General features: G+C 41.6%; 19 protein-coding genes. 10 read left to right on the top strand and 9 right to left on the bottom strand.

Annotated elements, in window-relative coordinates; genetic code table 11:
- Positions 1–15: 15 nt before the first annotated feature.
- Positions 16–333 (bottom strand): iron donor protein CyaY, encoded by a 318-nt coding sequence (cyaY, locus tag ACWPW6_RS17300; protein ID WP_163863270.1) that lies wholly within the window; start codon positions 331–333, stop codon positions 16–18.
- Between the two features lie 273 nt (positions 334–606).
- On the opposite strand from cyaY, the gene lptM reads away from it, so the two are divergent.
- The 7 genes from lptM (at position 607) to ACWPW6_RS17265 (ending at position 7,980) form a co-directional block, all read left to right on the top strand.
- Positions 607–795 (top strand): LPS translocon maturation chaperone LptM, encoded by a 189-nt coding sequence (lptM, locus tag ACWPW6_RS17295; RefSeq protein WP_154622902.1) that lies wholly within the window; start codon positions 607–609, stop codon positions 793–795.
- Positions 796–816: 21 nt separating this feature from the next.
- Positions 817–1,641, top strand: coding sequence for a diaminopimelate epimerase (dapF, locus tag ACWPW6_RS17290; protein ID WP_163863267.1), 825 nt, complete (start codon positions 817–819; stop codon positions 1,639–1,641).
- Between the two features lie 153 nt (positions 1,642–1,794).
- Positions 1,795–2,499: a DUF484 domain-containing protein gene (locus ACWPW6_RS17285; RefSeq protein ID WP_154622900.1), complete on the top strand. Its 705-nt coding sequence runs from the start codon at positions 1,795–1,797 to the stop codon at positions 2,497–2,499.
- Complete coding sequence (gene xerC, locus ACWPW6_RS17280; protein WP_196713738.1) at positions 2,481–3,410, top strand: tyrosine recombinase XerC; 930 nt, start codon at positions 2,481–2,483, stop codon at positions 3,408–3,410. Before ACWPW6_RS17285 ends, xerC begins: the two co-directional genes overlap by 19 nt.
- On the top strand, positions 3,410–4,126 hold the full coding sequence (gene yigB / locus ACWPW6_RS17275) for a 5-amino-6-(5-phospho-D-ribitylamino)uracil phosphatase YigB (RefSeq protein ID WP_154622898.1): 717 nt from the start codon (positions 3,410–3,412) through the stop codon (positions 4,124–4,126). Before xerC ends, yigB begins: the two co-directional genes overlap by 1 nt.
- A gap of 58 nt (positions 4,127–4,184) precedes the next feature.
- Positions 4,185–6,350, top strand: a complete 2,166-nt coding sequence (uvrD, locus tag ACWPW6_RS17270) for a DNA helicase II (RefSeq protein ID WP_454210048.1) — start codon at positions 4,185–4,187, stop codon at positions 6,348–6,350.
- A 1,444-nt stretch (positions 6,351–7,794) separates the two neighbouring features.
- Positions 7,795–7,980 carry a colicin-like pore-forming protein gene (locus tag ACWPW6_RS17265; protein ID WP_350588750.1) on the top strand — a complete coding sequence of 62 codons (186 nt, stop codon included), beginning with the start codon at positions 7,795–7,797 and terminating at the stop codon, positions 7,978–7,980.
- Here the strand turns inward: ACWPW6_RS17265 and ACWPW6_RS17260 are convergent.
- Complete coding sequence (locus ACWPW6_RS17260; protein WP_154624384.1) at positions 7,977–8,156, bottom strand: hypothetical protein; 180 nt, start codon at positions 8,154–8,156, stop codon at positions 7,977–7,979. The two genes, ACWPW6_RS17265 and ACWPW6_RS17260, sit on opposite strands and share 4 nt — an antisense overlap.
- 244 nt (positions 8,157–8,400) lie before the next feature.
- Here ACWPW6_RS17260 and ACWPW6_RS17255 point away from each other — a divergent pair, with 244 nt between their 5' ends.
- The gene (locus tag ACWPW6_RS17255) at positions 8,401–8,754 is read left to right on the top strand and encodes an SH3 domain-containing protein (RefSeq protein WP_249999466.1); all 354 of its coding nucleotides are present in this window, start codon (positions 8,401–8,403) and stop codon (positions 8,752–8,754) included.
- A 10-nt stretch (positions 8,755–8,764) separates the two neighbouring features.
- Here ACWPW6_RS17255 and ACWPW6_RS17250 read toward each other — a convergent pair whose 3' ends face one another.
- The 3 genes from ACWPW6_RS17250 to ACWPW6_RS17240 all read right to left on the bottom strand — a co-directional run bounded on the left by ACWPW6_RS17250 (position 8,765) and on the right by ACWPW6_RS17240 (position 13,130).
- Positions 8,765–10,111, bottom strand: coding sequence for an ISNCY family transposase (locus ACWPW6_RS17250; protein ID WP_250000532.1), 1,347 nt, complete (start codon positions 10,109–10,111; stop codon positions 8,765–8,767).
- A 183-nt stretch (positions 10,112–10,294) separates the two neighbouring features.
- Positions 10,295–11,287, bottom strand: coding sequence for a T6SS immunity protein Tli4 family protein (locus ACWPW6_RS17245; RefSeq protein ID WP_410241998.1), 993 nt, complete (start codon positions 11,285–11,287; stop codon positions 10,295–10,297).
- A 106-nt stretch (positions 11,288–11,393) separates the two neighbouring features.
- Positions 11,394–13,130, bottom strand: coding sequence for a lipase family alpha/beta hydrolase (locus ACWPW6_RS17240; protein ID WP_249999462.1), 1,737 nt, complete (start codon positions 13,128–13,130; stop codon positions 11,394–11,396).
- A gap of 124 nt (positions 13,131–13,254) precedes the next feature.
- Between ACWPW6_RS17240 and ACWPW6_RS17235 the strand changes: the two genes are divergently transcribed.
- Together ACWPW6_RS17235 and ACWPW6_RS17230 are read left to right on the top strand one after the other, a co-directional pair.
- Positions 13,255–13,722 (top strand): hypothetical protein, encoded by a 468-nt coding sequence (locus ACWPW6_RS17235; RefSeq protein WP_249999460.1) that lies wholly within the window; start codon positions 13,255–13,257, stop codon positions 13,720–13,722.
- Positions 13,723–13,974: 252 nt separating this feature from the next.
- Positions 13,975–14,559, top strand: a complete 585-nt coding sequence (locus ACWPW6_RS17230) for a 2OG-Fe(II) oxygenase (RefSeq protein ID WP_154624355.1) — start codon at positions 13,975–13,977, stop codon at positions 14,557–14,559.
- Positions 14,560–14,606: 47 nt separating this feature from the next.
- Here the strand turns inward: ACWPW6_RS17230 and prfH are convergent, their stop codons facing one another.
- The 4 genes from prfH to ACWPW6_RS17210 all read right to left on the bottom strand — a co-directional run bounded on the left by prfH (position 14,607) and on the right by ACWPW6_RS17210 (position 19,904).
- Positions 14,607–15,215 carry a peptide chain release factor H gene (prfH, locus tag ACWPW6_RS17225; protein WP_154624356.1) on the bottom strand — a complete coding sequence of 203 codons (609 nt, stop codon included), beginning with the start codon at positions 15,213–15,215 and terminating at the stop codon, positions 14,607–14,609.
- Entirely contained in the window at positions 15,215–16,351 is a 1,137-nt protein-coding gene (locus tag ACWPW6_RS17220) for an RNA ligase RtcB family protein (RefSeq protein ID WP_196713728.1), read from the bottom strand. The genes prfH and ACWPW6_RS17220 overlap by 1 nt, the downstream gene beginning before the upstream one ends.
- Before the next feature lie 290 nt (positions 16,352–16,641).
- Entirely contained in the window at positions 16,642–18,360 is a 1,719-nt protein-coding gene (locus ACWPW6_RS17215; RefSeq protein WP_249999458.1) for an amidohydrolase, read from the bottom strand.
- 191 nt (positions 18,361–18,551) lie between these two features.
- A complete protein-coding gene (locus ACWPW6_RS17210) occupies positions 18,552–19,904 on the bottom strand; it encodes an APC family permease (protein WP_249999456.1) in 1,353 nt (450 codons plus the stop codon).
- Positions 19,905–20,284 lie beyond the last annotated feature (380 nt).

The following is a 20,284-nucleotide window of genomic DNA, read 5'->3' as shown; positions in this document are numbered from 1 at the left end:
GACGAATCGTTAATACTAAAACGTAAAAGGCTCACCGCTTTGCGCGCTAATAGCTTGTGCGAGCATCTCCGTGAATCGTTGCCCTGAACGATCGCATACCCACTCATTATCTTTATAGTCGTAGTGATAGCCGCCGTGTTTCGTGGCGAGCCAAATTTGGTGGAAAGGCTCTTGTCGATTGATAATGATTTTGCTGCCATCTTCAAAACTGAGCGTCATGACACCACCATTCGTTTCACAATCAATATCCGCATCACCGTCATAATTGTCCAAATGTTGTTCAATAGAAGCCATCATTTGATCGGCAAGTTGGTGAAATTCACTGTCATTCACGGTTAATTTCCTATCAGCTTAAATAATTTACTAATAGAAATTATAGGTGTGAATATCAGTGAGGGTCAATCGACGAAAAGGGAGGACGCAGGGTAACTTTCTTTTGAGAATACTAAAACATTTGTTGGTGACTGTTCTTTTAAGCATTATGCTATTGTGGGTAGGGAATAAAATCACGATACAATTGATGAACAATAGTGATTTGCTTAGGCTGCCCTGTTAATCTGTTAACCCTATTCAGACGTCAAAAGTTAGTTTTACAGGCGAAATATAATGAAAAAAAGTTTAGTTGGACTCTCTGCGTTTATTATGTTGTTGACTCTTTCTGGTTGTGGCTTAAAAGGCCCTCTCTATTTTCCACCAGAAGAACAGGCTTCAGCATCACAAACTGAAGATGTTGAACCTAAGGCTCAAAATAGTACCGCGGCAGATTCACGAGCGCCGTCTTCAAATCAACAATAAGCTGCTGCGATGGAGCGGATTATGCAATTTTCTAAAATGCATGGCTTAGGTAATGATTTCATGGTCGTCGACGGCGTCACTCAGAATGTTTATTTTTCTCCTGAGCTGATTAGCCGCCTTGCGGATAGGCATACAGGGGTTGGCTTTGACCAACTGTTGTTAGTTGAGGCGCCTTATGATCCTGATTTAGATTTTCATTATCGTATCTTCAATGCAGATGGAAGTGAAGTTGCACAATGTGGCAATGGTGCTCGCTGTTTTGCACGTTTCGTACGTTTAAAAGGGCTGACAAATAAACAAAAAATTAAAGTCAGTACTCAAGCAGGTCGCATGACATTGACGATCAATGAAAATGACGATGTTTGCGTGAATATGGGGGAACCTGAATTTGAACCTCAGAAAATACCTTTTCGCGCTATCAAAGCAGAAAAAACCTATATTATTAGAGCGTTAGAACGTACAGTATTATGTGGTGTGGTTTCGATGGGAAATCCTCACTGTGTTATTCAAGTTGAAAGTGTAAAAACAGCTGAAGTGGAAATTTTAGGCCCTGTTCTTGAGAGCCATGAACGGTTTCCAGAACGCGTTAATGTCGGTTTCATGGAAATAATCAATGCGAACCATATCAGCTTACGTGTGTTTGAACGTGGAGCGGGAGAAACGCAGGCATGCGGTAGCGGTGCTTGTGCCGCGGTGGCAATCGGTATCCAGCAAGGGTTATTATCAAATCGAGTGAAAGTTGACTTGCCAGGAGGATCCCTTGATATTAGTTGGGAAGGGCCTGGCCATCCATTATATATGACAGGGCCTGCGAGTCATGTTTATGATGGGGTACTACAACTTTAAGCTTTATTTCGCGACTCAAGAAATTGCAAGTGACAGCGTTATTGGCTGTACGCGTTGGCGTTAGCGACCTGTTTTGTGACTGACTAGCGCCTTATTTGCCATCTAACTATACTGGGATTTATTTAGAGTAGACTTAATCATCAAGAGGTTATAATGGATAAACTGAAAATAGAGCCAGATAGCCCTTATCAAATTGATGATCGCCAAGTGGCGCGTTACTTACAGGAACAGCCCGACTTCTTTATCCGCAATGCTTCGCTTGTTGAGCAACTTTCAATACCGCATGCAATACAGGGGACAATTTCGTTACCTGAAGCGGTGATGAATCGACAGCGACTAAAAATCAAACAGCTCGAACAAGATATCTGTTTCATGGTTGAACAAGCGCATGAAAATGGTTTGCTATTTGATGAGTTACTGTATCTTGTCATCGATATGTCAATGGCGCAAAGCCTGAATGAGATGCTCAGCAGTTTAAATCGCTGGGCAAAAAAACTCGGCCTATCAGGGGCATCTGTTCGTTTATTTAGTGATTGTTGGCGGTTGTCTGCTCCTCTTGATGCGCAAGCACTTGTGGTTTCCCGTAGTGCGTTCGAATCTATTCGCCTTCAGCGTTTTGGAGAGAAAACGCATTATTTAGGTACGCTGAATGGCCCTGAAATACAACTGCTGTTGCCGGAAGCTATGAATGTAGGCTCGGTAGCGATTTCTCTCTTTGGTCATCATGGGGAATCAGGAATGGTCATTTTTACTAGCCGAAATCGAGACCATTATCAATCTGGTATGGGAACAGTGATGTTAGAAAAAGTGGCTCAAATTCTACCGAGGTTATTATGCCGATGGATAGAACGCTTATAACGACTCAGCCGGAAGGGCTGATGACCCAAGTCGAAGCATTTTTACGTTATTTACATGTTGAGCGTAGATTAAGCCCTGTCACGATCACTAATTATCGCCGCCAGCTCACGACAGTGACAGAAATGCTCAATGAAATGAAGGTGAGTGAGTGGCAACAGCTTGATGTCGTTAAAGCCCGTAATATCGCGGCTAAAAGCCGTCGAGCAGGCTTGCAAGCAGCCAGTATGGCGCTGCGATTGTCTGCATTACGGAGTTTTTGTGATTGGATGGTACAACAAGGTGAATTACCGGCTAATCCAGTCAAAGCAGTACAGGCGCCAAAAGCGAAAAAGCGACTGCCAAAGAATATGGATGTTGATGAAGTCTCACAATTACTGAATATGGATAGCGGTGACCCACTGGTGGTGCGAGACAGAACCATGTTGGAAGTGATGTATGGCGCGGGGCTGCGTTTATCTGAATTAGTTGGATTAGATATTCGTCATTTAGATCTCGCCTCGGGTGAAGTCAAAGTGATGGGAAAAGGCAGTAAAGAACGTAAAATCCCATTAGGTAAAACCGCGGTGAGTTGGTTAACACGTTGGCTAGAAATGCGTGAGTTATATGCACCGGAAGATAATGCCGTTTTTATTTCGACACAGAGTGGCAAACGAATATCAAACCGTAATGTGCAAAAACGTTTTGAGCAATGGGGCATTAAACAAGGGGTAAATAGCCATATTAACCCACATAAGTTGCGCCATTCATTTGCAACACATATTCTTGAATCAAGTGGTAATTTACGCGGTGTGCAAGAATTGCTCGGCCATGCCAACTTATCAACAACGCAAATCTATACACACTTAGATTTTCAGCATTTGGCTAATGTTTATGATGTGGCTCATCCCAGAGCAAAAAGGGAGAAACCTTAATGCATTTTTACCGTCCGCTGTCACCGATTCAAGCGATAACGTTTGATTTGGATGATACTTTATATGATAACCATCCGGTCATTGATAAAACGGAAGAAGAGGTATTACGTTTTGTCCGTGAATATGATCCACAATTCAGTCATTTTACTCATCATGATTTGTATACTTTTCGTCGCATTGTGGCTGAACAAGAACCGGATATTTGCCACGATATCACCCGCTGGCGCTGGTTATCATCGAAAATGATGTTTTGCCATTATGGATATAGCCGAGAAGACGCTCTAAAAGGGGCGGATGAACTAATGGCTCATTTTACTTATTGGCGAAATCAAATAGATATTCCTGAATCAACCCACCAGATATTAGCTCAGCTTGCAGAAAAATTACCCCTAGTGGCGATTACCAACGGTAATGCAGAGCCAGATGCTTGTGGCTTGGGGCAATATTTTCAGTTTGTGTTGAAAGCAGGGCCGGATGGGCGCTCAAAACCTTATTGTGATATGTATCGGCTAGCCGCGCAAAAACTCGATTTACAGCCTCATGCTATTTTACATGTGGGCGATAATCTATTGACGGATGTAGAGGGTGCTATTCGTAGTGGTATGCAAGCCTGTTGGATTAACGTCGACAATAAAACACTCATGGAAGAGAAAGATGTACGCTTATTGCCGCATGTTGAAATTTCGCAGTTGGCTTCTCTATTGTCGCTGGTATAATCATTTTTCTGTATAAAAACACAGTGGTCGTGGCCACTGTCCTGCTTTGATGGTAATTATGGACGTTTCTTATCTGCTCGAAGGCCTTAATGATAAACAGCGTGAGGCAGTTGCTGCACCACGCACTAACTTATTAGTACTTGCAGGTGCAGGTAGTGGTAAAACGCGCGTATTGGTACACAGAATCGCTTGGTTAATGGCGGTTGAGCATGCATCACCATTCTCGATCATGGCAGTGACCTTTACCAACAAAGCAGCAGCAGAAATGCGCCATCGTATCAATCAGTTGATTGGCTCAAGTGAAGGTGGCATGTGGATTGGTACTTTCCACGGTTTAGCCCATCGCTTACTACGTCAACACTATTTGGATGCTGGCTTACCACAAGATTTCCAAATTCTCGATAGCGATGACCAATATCGATTAATTCGTCGGTTGTTAAAAGCGATGAATCTTGATGAAAAACAATGGCCCCCCCGCCAAGGAATGTGGTACATCAACGGTAAAAAAGATGAGGGATTACGTCCTCAACATATCGAATGTTATGGTAACCCGATAGAAAGTACATGGTTAAAAGTGTATCAAGCTTATCAAGAGGCTTGTGATCGTGCTGGGTTAGTCGATTTTGCTGAGTTGTTATTACGAGCCCATGAATTATGGCTCAATAAGCCCCATGTATTGCAACACTATCGTGAACGCTTCACGAATATTCTCGTCGACGAATTCCAAGATACGAACAGCATTCAATACGCTTGGATCCGCGTGTTAGCTGGCGAAACGGGTAAGGTGATGATTGTTGGCGATGATGATCAATCAATTTACGGCTGGCGTGGGGCACAAGTGGAAAATATTCAGCGTTTTTTGAATGACTTCCCTGGAGCTGAAACAATCCGTCTTGAACAAAATTACCGTTCCACTAACAATATTCTGAAAGCTGCGAATGCCTTAATTGCGCATAATAGCGATCGATTAGGGAAAAATTTATGGACGGAAGATGGCGATGGTGAGCCGATTTCCCTCTACTGTGCTTTTAATGAATTAGATGAAGCGCGCTATATTGTCAGCCGTATAAAACAGTGGCAAGAAAATGGTGGTGCTTTGCAGGATTGTGCGATGCTATATCGTAGCAACGCGCAATCTCGTGTGTTGGAAGAGGCATTAATTCAAAGTGCTATGCCATATCGCATTTATGGTGGACAACGCTTCTTTGAACGTCAAGAAATTAAAGATGCACTGTCTTATTTAAGGCTGATTGCTAATCGTAATGACGATGCCTCCTTTGAACGTGTGGTAAATACGCCAACGCGAGGTATTGGCGATCGTACTCTGGATACCGTACGCCAAACCGCACGAGACCAACAATTAACCTTATGGGAAAGTTGTGAATATTTACTTCGTGAGCAAGTTCTTGGGGGTCGTGCCGCGGCGGCTATTGAACGTTTTCTCGAATTGGTCGATGCGCTGGCGAAAGAAACGCAAGATATGCCCTTACATGTACAAACGGATAGAGTGATTAATGACTCTGGTCTACGTGCGATGTATGAGCAAGAGAAAGGTGAAAAAGCACAGGCTCGCATCGAAAACTTGGAAGAGTTGGTGAACGCAACCCGCGATTTTAGTTATCAAGATGAAGATCAGGATTTGATGCCGCTACAAGCCTTTTTATCACATGCCGCATTAGAATCGGGTGATGGCCAAGCCGATGTGAATCAAGATGCGGTGCAGTTAATGACACTACACTCAGCAAAAGGACTCGAATTCCCAATAGTCTTTATCGTTGGTATGGAAGAAGGGATGTTCCCTAGCCAAATGTCAATGGATGAAAGCGGTCGCTTAGAAGAAGAGCGTCGCTTAGCTTATGTTGGGATCACGCGAGCGATGCAAAAGCTGACGATCACGTATGCGGAAAGTCGTCGTTTATATGGTAAAGAAGTTTATCACCGCCCATCACGTTTTATTGCGGAGTTGCCGACAGAATGTGTGGAAGAAGTTCGTTTACGTGCAACGGTTTCTCGTCCTGTTAATCATCAGCGCCTTGGCACGCCAGTAACCCAAAATGATTCAGGTTATGCGTTAGGCCAACGTGTACGGCACCCTAAATTTGGTGAAGGTACTATTATTAATTTGGAAGGAAGTGGAGAACATTGTCGTTTGCAAATTGCTTTCCAAGGTCAAGGCATTAAATGGCTCGTGGCATCCTATGCTCGGCTAGAAAATGTATCATAAGTTATTTTTCCCCGTAGAGTGTCATAAACAAAATATGGCATTCTACCTAATATACGGTGTGTTTTAATTTCATGAGGCATATTAAAACACATAAAAATAAAATAGATTGTAATTATCAATTAATAATATATTTAAACTCATTTTCACTGTAATTATTTTATTGCTTTTTTATATAAATTATAAATTTGTTTTTTCGATTTTTTGCTTATAGCATGATTTGCGTTTTAATAATCATTAATTCAAGGACGATGAGTGTGAATTGGGCAATTGAAACAATAAACGATGATCTCATTGGGGATTTTCGTCGCAATACAACATTAAGCTGATCGCTTCCCTTTCTTCAGTACAGGTATAAAGTAGAGTTTCCTGCCTTTTTTCTCCTGAAAAAGAGGTCATCTGACATGAAAAAGACACGTTATACTGAAGAACAGATAGCGTTTGTCCTGAAATAGGCTGAAACCAGCACCCAGGTGGAGGAAGTGTTTGCGGCAAGCTCTGAAGCTGCGAGTTTCATTAAATTGGATTCATCGCGATGAATCACAATATTGTCATTAGCACTGAGGGTGAGTTTATTCGTTTTGGCTAACTGGGTATTATCAAAATTGATGCTTTTCCCTGCTTGGATATGTAACGAATTTGTGGCGTTAATCAGCGAGGGGTGATAATACATTATCTTTAAAGGCAGAAACGGAAATCCCCACTAATTCAATTTGGTTCGCGTTAAAACACAAGGCATTATCACTAGTGCTTTTCTGTGTCGGGTCTACCGTAACAGTATTTTGATTTTCAAGAGCCTCTCGTTGCTGTTTTTCCGATTCTAAGCGCCTTTTTTGTTTTGTCTCTATTGGCTGGAAATCATAAGGGCTCAGAATAATTGAGTTCCGTAAAGACGATTAAAGGTAAGAACAAGACAGCAGGGATCAGTTTTATCATAATAAGTGAATACCATTAATCGCACAAAAAGTTAAATTTCGCTTAATCTAAAGAGTCATTAACCTAATGGCAAGAGAAATCATCAAGAAAGGATATAAAAACTGGATTTGATTACCTTTGAAGGTTAATTCAATGCAAAATATAGCTGTTTGGCTAATTGGTAGATTGTTTTTCTATTATTTATTTTTTTGTTGGCGAAACAATTTGCTTTAAGTTGGTTTGGCAAGCAGTAATTACGACTATTTTAGGTAAGATATCTTTACTACTTTGTCCTGAATTGAATGATAGCGTTAATGAAAAGGGGATGTTGGGAAGCAACGAAACGATAACAATGGTTAATGGGTTAAATAGAATGGCTAAGATTTGTTAAACTGACTAATGTTTGGAACGGGCTGCTAGTGGTTAAAATGATTGCTTAACGACGTTTACTGTTCCATTGCTTCCCAAACCTCGGGGTCTAACTTCTATTTGAAATACAATAAAAAACAACGAACAAATCTCTTAAGCTAATATTAATAAAAAAATTAATGCCAAAGATCGCCAAGCAATAGTTACAGCGTTAGAATCAGTTGAAATTGCCGATGCCACCAAAAACTTTAAACTGTTGAGTAAAGGCATGGGGTATGTTGGACCAGCAATTGATGGTTATGAGCTTTTCTTTGTTGAGTTACCTAATGCAATAAAAAGTGATAATTAGCGATCTTTTTTTGTTAAAGCAACGATTGGAAGACAAAGATGCTCATGTTGATAGCTTAAAAAATGCCATGCTATTAATCGAATCCAAGCTACTAACAACATCTGAACCAGTTGCATCAGTGCCAGCCAAAAAATCTTGGCAATTCTGGAAAAATAGCCGTTTGGTATCATTTCCATGCTGAAACCCAAACCGCCATTTTGATAACAAACGAGCAATATCAAAAATGGTGTTTTTACGGGTGAAAAGAAGTGGCTTTAGCCCATTGAGTAGATTTTTGAATGAGTGCCTAAGTGGCTGTCACTCCAATTTTAAAATGTCACCTAATTCTCCAAAATAGAAATGTCACTTTTATTCTTTAACGGAATTTTCTGTAATTTTCCAGTATGATAGTCAAAGTTAAAAACTATTATTGGTAACGTAATGAAAAAACAGTTAATTGTGATTAAGAGACATATTTCTGAATACCCTAATCCCATTCATTTCTCTGCTGGTGACCTGCTGACTGTTGGCGAAAAATACGTAGGAGATGAGGGCTGGCATAATTGGTATCTTTGCTCGTTTAATGGTTTAAGTGGTTGGGTTCCTAAGCAGATAATTGAATTAATTAGCGAAACTACAGGAATTGCCAAAGAAAACTATAGTGCATTGGAACTGAATGTGGAGACACAGGAACATGTCATTGGATACAAAGAAACCAATGGTTGGGTTTGGTGCAAAAAATTAGATACAGGAGAGCAAGGCTGGATCCCTGTATCAAATCTAAAAGAAATTTAGTGAATTAGCTCTACTTTAACAAACTGGCTCTAAATTCTTCTGGATTAACTAATATTGGGTTGATAGCTCTGAGTTGCTCCTGAATCCTTGCTTGAGCTCGTCTTTTTGGCATTCTTTGACTCCTGTCTCGTTTGCCTTGACGTTCCAAGTCATCCATCTTGTCCTGAGCCAGTTTGAGAACTGTTCCAAGCCTTTTATTATCAACGATTTGTCCTTGGTCAATGCACTCCAGCTTATCAAACACCTGATAACGTAGTGAACGGTGACCATATTTGAAAGCCAGTGTCCCATCAGGATAGTCATAGACTTGGATGTTTTCACCTGCGAGCCGAGAATTTTCTTCTGTTGGCTCAACAAGATATATCATCTTGTCGTAGCGGAATGTCAGCGCTTTTGTGAGCTTACGTGTTTCTTGCCACGAGAAGATATCATCAATTTCTTCTCGATATTCAGTCACTGGACGGTGTAGATTTTTAGGGTATCTAGGAGCTTGAGCAAAACGCTGGTTAAAATCCCCCACAAAGCCTTCCAGCCATACATTAGCTTCTTCAATGTTGCTGATGCCTTCTAGTCGCATCTCTTTGATTAGGCGGTCTTGGAGTGTTTTATTCGCACGTTCTACACGACCTTTTGCCTGGGGACTGTTCGCACAAATCAGTTCTACGCCAATATCATGAAGAACTCGACCAAATTGAGTTGTACCGGTCGTGGCGCCGTTTGGATGATTTACCCGGAAAACACCTTGTTTATCGCTGTAGAATGCAAGAGGTTTACCATGTTTTTCAATGTACTCTCGTGTTGCTAGCATATAATCAAAGGCAGATTCAGTTTCGCCAAAACGCAGGTGCATTAAGCGTCCAGTGGCATCATCAACAAACACTAGTAAGCAACATTTTGGGGCTCGACCTTCAAACCAATCATGATGAGAACCATCTAGCTGGATCAGCTCACCAAGGCAATCACGACGACTACGAGGCTGGTAAATACGAGGTTTTCGTCGAACATAAGGAACCCAAAGACCATCAGCAATCATCCATTTTCTGATAGTTTCGACAGAAACAATAATCTTGTGTTTTTCATGCAATTTTTCGGCTGCTAGGGTTGGACCAAAATCACTGTAATTTTGGTGTAGTAGCGCCATCACGCGAAGTTTAAAAGCGTCAGGAAAACAGTTGTTACTTTGTTTTCCTCGTTGTGCATGAGCCAGACCAGCTATACCTAATTCACGATACCGGTTAACGAGCCGCTGCACCTGTCGTTCGGTTAAATTGAGTTGAGATGCAGCGTCACACCGCCGTAATCGTTTTTCACAAACAGCTTGAATAACATTAATCCGATTTAATTCTTTATCCGACATAGTCACCAACATTTTGAATGTCCTTATCGCGGCAAAAGGTTGACCCCTTTATGCCGCAAAAAGTGACATTTCTAAATGGCTAAAAAGTGACATTACTAAATTGGAGCTACATTTAAGGTGCTCATAAGACCCATTATGTTAAATCAGAGCGATAAAAACAGAATTATCGCTCTAGCGTGTGAATTAAAACGCATTCGGTTTATAACGTAGCGAACCGACAATTCTGTCCCATATTTCGATCATCTCTGATTCACTATAGGTGGTAAATTTATTTCTATTATTCATAACGATATATAATTTAGGGAGAATTAAAGAGCCCGTTGCTTCATTGCCGTTAAACGTAAAGAAATAATACGGTAAATCGGGGATCTGTTTATTTTCTGTTTTTGAATACACTTCTTGTTCACCTTTCACGAGCCATTCCTGTGAAGGAATATTATTGGGTGATGCATTTCCATTTCGGATGGTTTTTCGGTTATGTCGACGTATCGCTTCGTTTATCTCTGCGCTGCGGCTTAATAGAGTGTCATTGGAGCCTGCAAAGCGATTATCCGACTCAACCGAAAAAATAAACTCGTTCGAGTCGTAAACAAAAGAAACGTCCTGTTTCGGGATTGCGTTATCGTCTAAAATAAAACCATTTGGGATGCAAACACCTTTTTCCATCGGGATTTCATGATCTAATCGCCCTTGTAATCGAGTAATTAACGACTGCATAGCCGCTAATTTAGTGGGTTTATCATTTGCCTGAACCTCTGTAAACCCTCTGGCTAAAAATGCCAATTTTTTCTTTTCATACTTTTGGTCAGAAAAATCTCTGATATTTGTAGTAATAATAAAAGCTATATGATTCACATACACATGAGCTTCTAACATTCGATACGAATCGTCGGATGTTGGTTTATTTCTATCAAAAACAACCCCTTTACCATCGGGTAATTGAATAATCGCTTTCAGCATCGGTGCATTTTCTGCACTGGTTTTCCATTCCCGCAATTCTGCTTCACGTAATTCAATGCGTTGTTTAAATGATGGTGGGTAGATAAACTGACTTTCAATTTTAAAGTCACCAATAAAGATACTATTACGAAGTTGATTATTAAAAGACTCAGGGACATTGATTACATAGCGCCCAATGCATTGTGGTTTTGTTTTTTCAAATAAGGTCTCAATCACGGTATTTTCCTTGTCGGTCAATTCAGTTTGCGCGAGCGTTTTTGTGAAACTCCCTCCGATACACATCACTATCCCAATAAACGCGATGATGCTTCGCTGACGATGATTAATCTGCTGCACGAATATCCACCTCTTGCACCATCTTCACGATAGCTCTTAGCGTAAATTGAATTGCTTTTCGCTGCTCGCTTTTAATATCGCCAAGGCTGTCTACTGCGTAAGCATTTTGATGGTCTACATTGGTCGCCAAACTACTTTGTGTTGATGGACTCTTGATAATATCAACCAGTGATTCGACTGGAACTGTACCATCGCCAGCACCTTGAGAAGAAACCAATCGAAATTGCGTGTATTTGTATGCGCTGCTATCCCATAGACCAAATGCATTGTTCAATTCATTCGCTCCAGAAAATACAATGCGTTGGTTATTTTCAGGATTAAAAATTAAAGGATGCTTAGGACTTGGCTTCAAGGGGACTTCCTTTTCAACCGACCACGCTAGTGTGTTATCCGAGCTTATTTCTGTGCCATAAAAAACATAGGTATTCGGATGGTATAGGCCTTTTTCTTGATGCTCCATAAACTTGCGAACTTTATCATCCATAAGATCATTATAAGCAAGCCAATTACTATTAATATCTGTCTGTTTTTTATCTAGAATATCTGGCTCGTATAATCGCCACCACACATCTTCGCGTAAATAAATTTCATCAAACGGATCGAATTTTCCCGTGGAAGTATCCACGATAGAAGGATAACGGCCACTACCTTCGACGGTGAGCCATGAGGGTTGATATTTCGGGTAAGGAAGAAGCTGTAGAGGTGCAGGGGCAAACGCAAGGACAGACATGAGTTCCTTTGCGGTAGAGCCTAAGACAGCCCCTGCAATACCTTCTTGTGCCGCGCCCACCTTCATTCGCCGATACGCAGCAGGAGAGCCTAAATCCGGAATAACACCATGCACAACGCCTAAGACTTTATCTTTGCACCCTTGAAATGCCCCTTCTGGTGGGTTCATGGCATAACGCGCAATCAACCCGCCCATTGAATGGGTTAAAATAATGACTTTTTCAATGGCTAAACCATATCCATGTTTATATTTATAAGTATCTAGAACCTCATCGATATAGGTCGCCAGATTTTCAGCAGAAATGGCGTTATCTTCAAGCCAGTTATACCCGAAGACATGTACTGAAAATAAGAAATGTTCAAAATGAGCTAACTCTTCGTCAGACAATAAGGCTTCACCCGTTCCCCCTATGGGTTTATTCACAAGATGTCGTAATATGCCTTTTGATGGACCTTTGCTCTGAAAAGATTTGCTTTTATCTCTCCTCACTATATTCAAGATATCGTGTTGCCAATCATCGAGTAATGCGGTTTGGAGCACATCAAGAAACGTCCCATAACTTAAAAAAAGGGCTTTTCCCCACCCGCGTTCGCTCCTTTTGGGTAGAATGTTACCGTCATCACTAAAGGGGGTATTCTCGCTCTTAATATACTTACCGCTATCATCAATCAGTGTAGATTCAACGTTTAATATCTCCCGCCTTTTTTTCCCATTTAAATTGGTCAGGTAGAGTGTATCCATCCCCATAAACTTATCCGCTCGCCAAACGGGTTCTCCGTTTTTTGTATTTTTAAGATTGGTTCCCATAATTCCAGGAATAAAAATGACCGGAATAACTTTCGTTGGCGGTACAATGCATTTTGCTTCAGCATTCAGTGATTTATGTTGAGTAGTGACATCATCCCAATGAACTTTTCCATTCTCCGTCCATTTAGGAATATGATACGAAACGTGTAGACATTCTCCGGCTTCAGGGGGGGCTTTCTCTGACATAACGCAGTTCCTTTCGAGTTTTCCTTAAGGTAAATAAGATAGCGTAATTTTGCTTAAGTTTCCGCTTGATATGTCTGATTTATTAGATTCCCATAAGACTTATTATTTATGTTAAACGGACGAGTTGGCTACTCAAAACCGCCTTCTTATATCCATTAAAGCCCCTAAAATCAATTTTAAGACACGAAAACTCTATCAAACCATCCAATGGGCAACGCTACAACACTCGCAGTTGGCTGTGCATGATTTTATGGATAGCGCAACGCGAGCATTGATTAAACGATTTAATCGTGAAGTAGGTGCAGTCTACCATTCACTGAAAGATAGTCAGCATCGTTTGGCTGAGATCAGTGAGCAATACTTATCTTCTCGTATTGATATGTTGACTGCTTATCAGCAGGACCTCAAATTTGTTACGGCAAAATATAAAGGTTTAAATTCATTCTTATTGAGTGAACAGATATCGCTATTCCATAAGGGAGAGGACGCGGTAAGCTCATTGACAGGTATGACTGAGATGCATGACCGAATTGGATCATCATTGACGTTTTGCTTGGGTAAAACAGTAATTTGCACAACGGTTTCTGGCTAATTTTTTAAGCGATTAATACTCAGTGAGTAGCGATCTTTTAAGCATAGAAAGCGTTCATCATGGCCGTGATGAACGCGATAACATGATGAATATCACTCACTCATCTACCAATAGTTTTGTCATATTAAAACTCGGCTTTATGGTTAGTCACATTGATTTAAGAGTCTAATCATTAAGATTTAAGTTTTTAATTTTAAATTTTCCATTCAGTGAAGTATAAAATCATACCGAGTAACCATTCTAATATTTATCATGTCATTGAATAAGTTAATTGATTCTCTTTCTACACAAGGTTGGTATGTGTGGGATGACTTTTTGAACCTGTCAGAAATACAGGCAATTAAAAGCTGCATTCCTGAAAAACTACACGACGCTCGTATTGGTAACGGTGAATCGTTACAAGACAATAAAACGATTCGTGGTGACCAAACTATTTGGCTAGAGTCTGAAATGGGGGCACCTATTGCAGAGTATATGGCGAAAATGGACGTTATCCGCCAAGCATTAAACCAACAATGCTACATGGGGTTACGTGACTTTGAGACGCATTTTTGCCGTTACCCAAATGGCGCGTTTTATAAAAAGCATGTCGATAATTTTCAAGGCCAAGGCCGACGCAAAGTGACGACGGTGCTTTATATGAATGAGGCGTGGCAGCGAGGTGATGGTGGGGAATTGGTTGTGTATGATCATCAAGATAATAAACTGTTTCAACTTGACCCTTTAGCGGGGCGGATGATTGTGTTTATGTCTGAAGAGTTTCCTCATGAAGTTCTCCCTACCCAACAAAAGCGTGAAAGTATAGCCGGTTGGTTTTTAACCGAAAAAATACTTTAACCTTACTGACGAATGCCACCTCCTCGCGGAGGTGGGCTGTAAATGGATTAATTAATTCGTTTAAATGCTTGCCCAGAAAAGATAATATTCGCATTTCCTCTTTCTATTTGATAATGCGCATTATGTCGTTGCTTATTCAATTCCGATGCTTGCTGATCTTGGTATTCATTTAAACGCCAATAAATAAGTTGCTTAGCTAATTTCTTATTCGCATGCTGACTACGCTCAGATTGCACTTTGACACTGATCCCAGTTGCAAGATGTTTTGCTCTTACCGCTGAGCAAGTTTTATTAACATGCTGCCCACCAGGACCTTGAGCTTTTATAAATTCGAATTCAATATCACTCTCTTCAATAGCTTGAATAGGTGAAAAGCGGATCACATTAATAAACCAATTTTTCCGTTTATGGTTGGGCCTTAAGGGGCTTGGACATTGCCACTGTAGTGTACCAGACCATAACTGAGCTAGCTTTTCAGCGTCATGCCCTTCTAAAGAGACCAACGCAGATTTTAAACCGTGTTTTGATGCGACAGTGTCGAGTAGATCAACCGTCACTTGATGTTTTTTAGCTTCAACGAAAAAGCAAGCTAACGCTTTTTCAACGACAATACAGCACTCCTCGGGGCCTTGTGCAGAAGAAAATTGTAATAACATTACGCACACTCCCCACTGGTTTTGTAGGTCAGTAAGGGGCGTAAACGTGCGATAACCTCAATTAACCCTGCTCCCACCATGCTTTCAATCACGGTTTCAATCGACTTATAGGATTGTGGCGCTTCCTCATAAATCAATTGTTTATTAGCACAGATGACTCGGCTACCTAATGCAGTTCGCGCTAGCTGTAATGGGGTATAGCGATGAGACAGTCGCCCCTTACACTCCGTACGCATCCATTTGCGACCCGCACCGTGAGCCAGTGAATTTAAGCTAACCTCACGGGGATGAGGCAGAACTAAATAACTGAAATCGCCGCGTGATCCCGGAATAATGACCATGCCTTGGTCAGAAGGGGTGGCACCCTTGCGATGTAGCCAACCTTCTATACCGTTAAGAGTGCACGGCTCAACCAAATTATGATTAACATCAAGGACCATTTCCCCCTTAGCCTTGACCTGCTGCAACATACGTAAACCAATTAATTGGCGGTTTAATTCGGCAAAAGATAATGCATTTTGGTGTGCCTCTAAATAGGCTTTCGCTTCATTTGAAGACTCTTCAAGGCCATTGTGTCCATAGTTTTCAACATGCTGACGTAATATGGATTGGCCTAATCCACGAGAGCCACTGTGCACAAGCAGTAATGCACATTTTTTATTTAAACCGCTTTGGGTAATCGACTCGTCGCTAAAGATTTTGTCGATGATTTGAAATTCAGCAAAGTGATTACCGCCACCAATGGAGCCGAGTGAGGACATAAAATGATGGGATTTCATCTCATGTGGAACATGCTCATCAAGCCATTCTAAGGGAGCGCTATCCGGCATTGTGGATAACTGTTTTTCAAACTTATCCAAGTTTAACTTAGTGCTCTTGATATCGGTTTGAAATAAACGCATTCCACAACCAATATCATTACCGACCAATGCGGGATAGAAGCGCTGTGCTGAGAAAAATGCAGCACCAATTGGGTAACCACGACCCGGATGTAGATCTGGCATACCGACCACAGAAACCATGTTAGGGAGTGCCGCGGTTGTTTGTAATTGTTGGATCGCTTTGCTTTCAATCCACGTGTTTTCTGTCGCGATATAACTGACGTGTTCGCTGACAGAATGAATGATATTGCCCATAAGTCATTAACTCATTTTTAAGGAAAAAATAAGGTGATTTAGCAGGCAAGAACTGGAGAGATAGAGAGACTATTTCTGAGTACGCCCGCAAAGAGTGTGATGAATTGTTGTCATAATGTTCCTCCTTGCAGTGTGTGGGTGAGTAAAAAAACGAGCGGATAATAACGAGGGGGATAGGGGATTGCAAGCAGTTTTCACAATGGTGTTGCTGATTAAGAATGCTTTACTCTGTGTAGAACGGCTTACTGAAAGGCAGTAAGCCGTCTAAATATTAATTAAATATTAAGCTATTATGCGACATGGACGGTCTTTCCGCCAATAATCGTACGCAATACTTTTACATTTTCGATATCATCTGCTGGGATTTTAAATACATTGCGATCAAGGACGATCATGTCTGCAAATTTCCCGACTTCTAATGAACCAATCACATCTTCTCTGTGTTGAGCATAGGCAGAATCAATGGTTGCTGAACGTAGAACTTCAGTCACGGTCATATCACGGTCATTATCCAGACGTGGTGCTGGGTTACCGTCAATGTGACGCCCGCGACGAGTGGCTGCGACTTTTAAATCATACCACTCATCAAAGTCATCAATTGGCCAGTCACTACCGAAAGCAACTACCGCGCCCGCATCGATAAACTTCGCAATCGGTTCCAATTGTTCGAAACGCTCTTCGCCTAACATCTTGCGTTCAAAGGCGGCCAGTTCAGGTGTGGGGGCTGCCCATTGAAAGGAAAGGCAAGCAATAGTGTTGAGGCGTGCAAAACGTTCATAATCTTTTGGATGTACCAATTCATTATGAGCAAGACCTGGGCGAATATCTTTTTCTGGATGCGCTGCGCGCATCTTTTCAATCGCATCCAGCACGATAGAAACGGCTCCCTCACCAACGGTATGTAAATGGGGGTCGTAACCTGCTGCTGCAATTTTTTCCATTAATTCATCCAGAATTTCAGCAGTAAAATACAAATCACCGTAGTTATCGGTTTCAACCCAGTTCGGTGCTTCGTCAGTGCCTTTATTGATACGATAAGGTTGGAGCAATGAAGCCGTCATGGTTGGGTATTGCAATACGCCATCGACAAACATTTTGATATTACGTAGACCAATCCCCGGTGCTGGCGTCCAATCAGCTTGGTGCCATTTTTTGGCAAAAGCAACGGCTTTATCCACCGCGGCCGCAACGGCTGCGACATTAGGCGTATCATCAGGTGTAATTTCTCGAGCCGCTTGAAAACGCACCGTTAGTTCGCCGCGGCGTTGGAGTTCCGCGAACGCTTCTAACTGCTGTTCGGAAACACGCGCATCCATAACGGTGGTCACGCCTTGCTGGTTGAGTACTTTTTGCACTAATTCAGCGACTTCAACCGCTTGGTCATCACGAATTGATGGAATGCTATCCGCGGCACGCATCGCCGGAGCATCTTCTAAAATGCCATTTAGCTCGCCATTAGCATATTTACCGATTTTGCCATCAGGTGGCTCAGGGGTATCTTTGGTGATACCAAAGAGTTCTAATGCACGGCTATTGGCTAATAAGGTGTGGCAGTCATTGGAAAATAGGACGACCGGACGCTTTGTCTTCAGTTTATCCATGTCTTCGCGATACATATCGATGCCTGCGGGTAACATGCCTTGACGTAGCCATGCAGTGACTTTTAGCCAATCATTTTCACCTGTACGAGGATCTTTATCCAAGTGTTCTTGGACGCGCTGAAGAATTTGTTCAATAGTCAGCGATTCATAGTTGAGGTGACACCCAAATAATTGAATACCGCCCCAAAATGGGTGCATATGACCATCGATGATGCCTGGCATCATCATCTTACCTTCTAAATCGATACTTTCAGTTTTCGGCCCAACATATTGATGTAATTCATCAGAAGTACCGCTCGCGATAATATAGCCATCTTGTACGGCAATGGCATCTACAACACTATCTTGTTTATCAGCAGTGTAGATATAACCGTTGAAATAAATGACATCAGCAACTTTATTATTCATTTCTATCACAGTCTTTATCAGGGGCTCGGTATAGGTAGAGCCAGAATAACAAAGGGGAAGGCATCGCTCCCCCAAGTCTACAATTATATGAATGTCACTCTAACTACTTCGAGGCACAGCTGGGTAGCAACAGTATGCGACATCTATACGTGATTCTAGTCAATACATACGTTAGCTCGAAATAGCGAGAGTTAATTGATAATCATATTCGTCTCATCGTCAGAGATTGCTGGTGGACTACGTCTGAAACCCTGTGTCAGCAATGTCAGATAAAACGCGCCTGCCGCAAGCCAGCATAAGCCAACCGTAAAGGCTTCTTTATCTAAACTTGTCCATAACCATAAGGTCAGTATGACACCAATCGACGGCATAATCAGGCAAGTGATCAATTTTTTACCGTTTAGAGCCTCTTTACGGTCGATATAAAAGTGTTTGATAACCGACAAGTTAACAAAGGTAAACGCAATCAATGCACCAAAGCTGATCATTGACGCTACCATGCTTAACGACAGTACCAGTGAGAGTAGTGACGCGATAGCAACAAAGATAATTGAATACACCGGCGTATTCAGCCTTGGGTGCAGGTAAGCAAATATAGAGCGTGGCAATACACCATCACGACCCATAGCATAGAAAATACGCACAATACTGGCTTGTGACGTCATTGCAGAGGCAAACACACCGATCACATAAGCGGTGATAAAGCTGGATGCCATCATGGCTCCACCAACTTGTTTCATGACTGCAAGGCTAGCAACATCGGTATTTGGAATAAACTCTTGCCACATAGGGTAGCTTAAGTGTGCGCTATACGAGATAACCACAAATAAGGTGCCAGCAATAAAGACGGTATAGATAATCGCTTTAGGTAGGGCGTTGCGAGCATCCTTTGTTTCTTCCGCCATTGTTGAAATGGCATCGAAACCTAAGAAGGCTAAGCAGAGAACCGCTGCTCCTGCAAATAAACCAGGAACCTGATCTGCTGCCAGCGTAATCGGCGCGAGTAGTGCTTCAGTATCTAGCACAAAGTTTGTTTTGAAACTCAGATATAAGAAGACCGCAATAAAGACAATTTGCATGGCGATGATCAGCATATTCATGGAGGAAACTAATTTTATCCCCAAAATATTCATCAAGCTGACAACGGCAATTGTCGTGCAGATAATCACTGGCATTGGAATGCTCGGGAATGCTTCATGAACGAAGATCCCAATAGCAATATAGTTAATAATTGGCAGAAATAGATAATCGAGCAATTGTGCCCAACCGACGAGGAAGCCCAGTGTACCGCCAAACGTCCTTTGCACATATGAATAGGCAGAGCCTGCTAGCGGCAGTGCACTTGTCATTCGGCAATAACTCATCGCAGTAAATAGAACAGCAGCCAATGTCACAAGATAAGCGATAGGCAAATGGCCTTCACTTAATACAGTCACTTGGCCATAGGTGGTGAAAATTCCGAGTGGCACCATATAAGCCAGCCCGAAAAAAACTAACGCAGGTGTGGTCAGTACACGTTTCATTTGAACGGTATTCTGTTGCATTTTTAAGCCCTTCCCAAAAGCCCTTAACAACTATCAACTCCATAGGCGGAGTGAACCTAAAATGCAGCTATACTCGTTAATACTTCAGTTGCAGCGTTATGTTAATAAATGGTAGCTATGTTCATTTGAACAAGCAGCATCACTTTCTATGCTATTAGCGGTGCATTCATTGATGTTTAACTGCATCTAGAATTATGTGAGTATATAACCTGAGTTATAACGCTACATTATTGTATTAAAATAAATTTTAGAGCGAACTCATATTCAATTTCAGAAAACCTCGCACCAGGACATTTGATAAATCATCTGTCATCGTGCGCACTTTAATGAAACGTCAGTGATGAATCGGACCATCACCATCCGCTGGGGTGAATACAAGC

The organism is Providencia sp. Marseille-Q8014 (assembly GCF_965112055.1).
The sequence above is the reverse complement of the archived record's forward strand: the minus strand, read 5'-3'. Positions and strand labels throughout refer to the sequence as shown.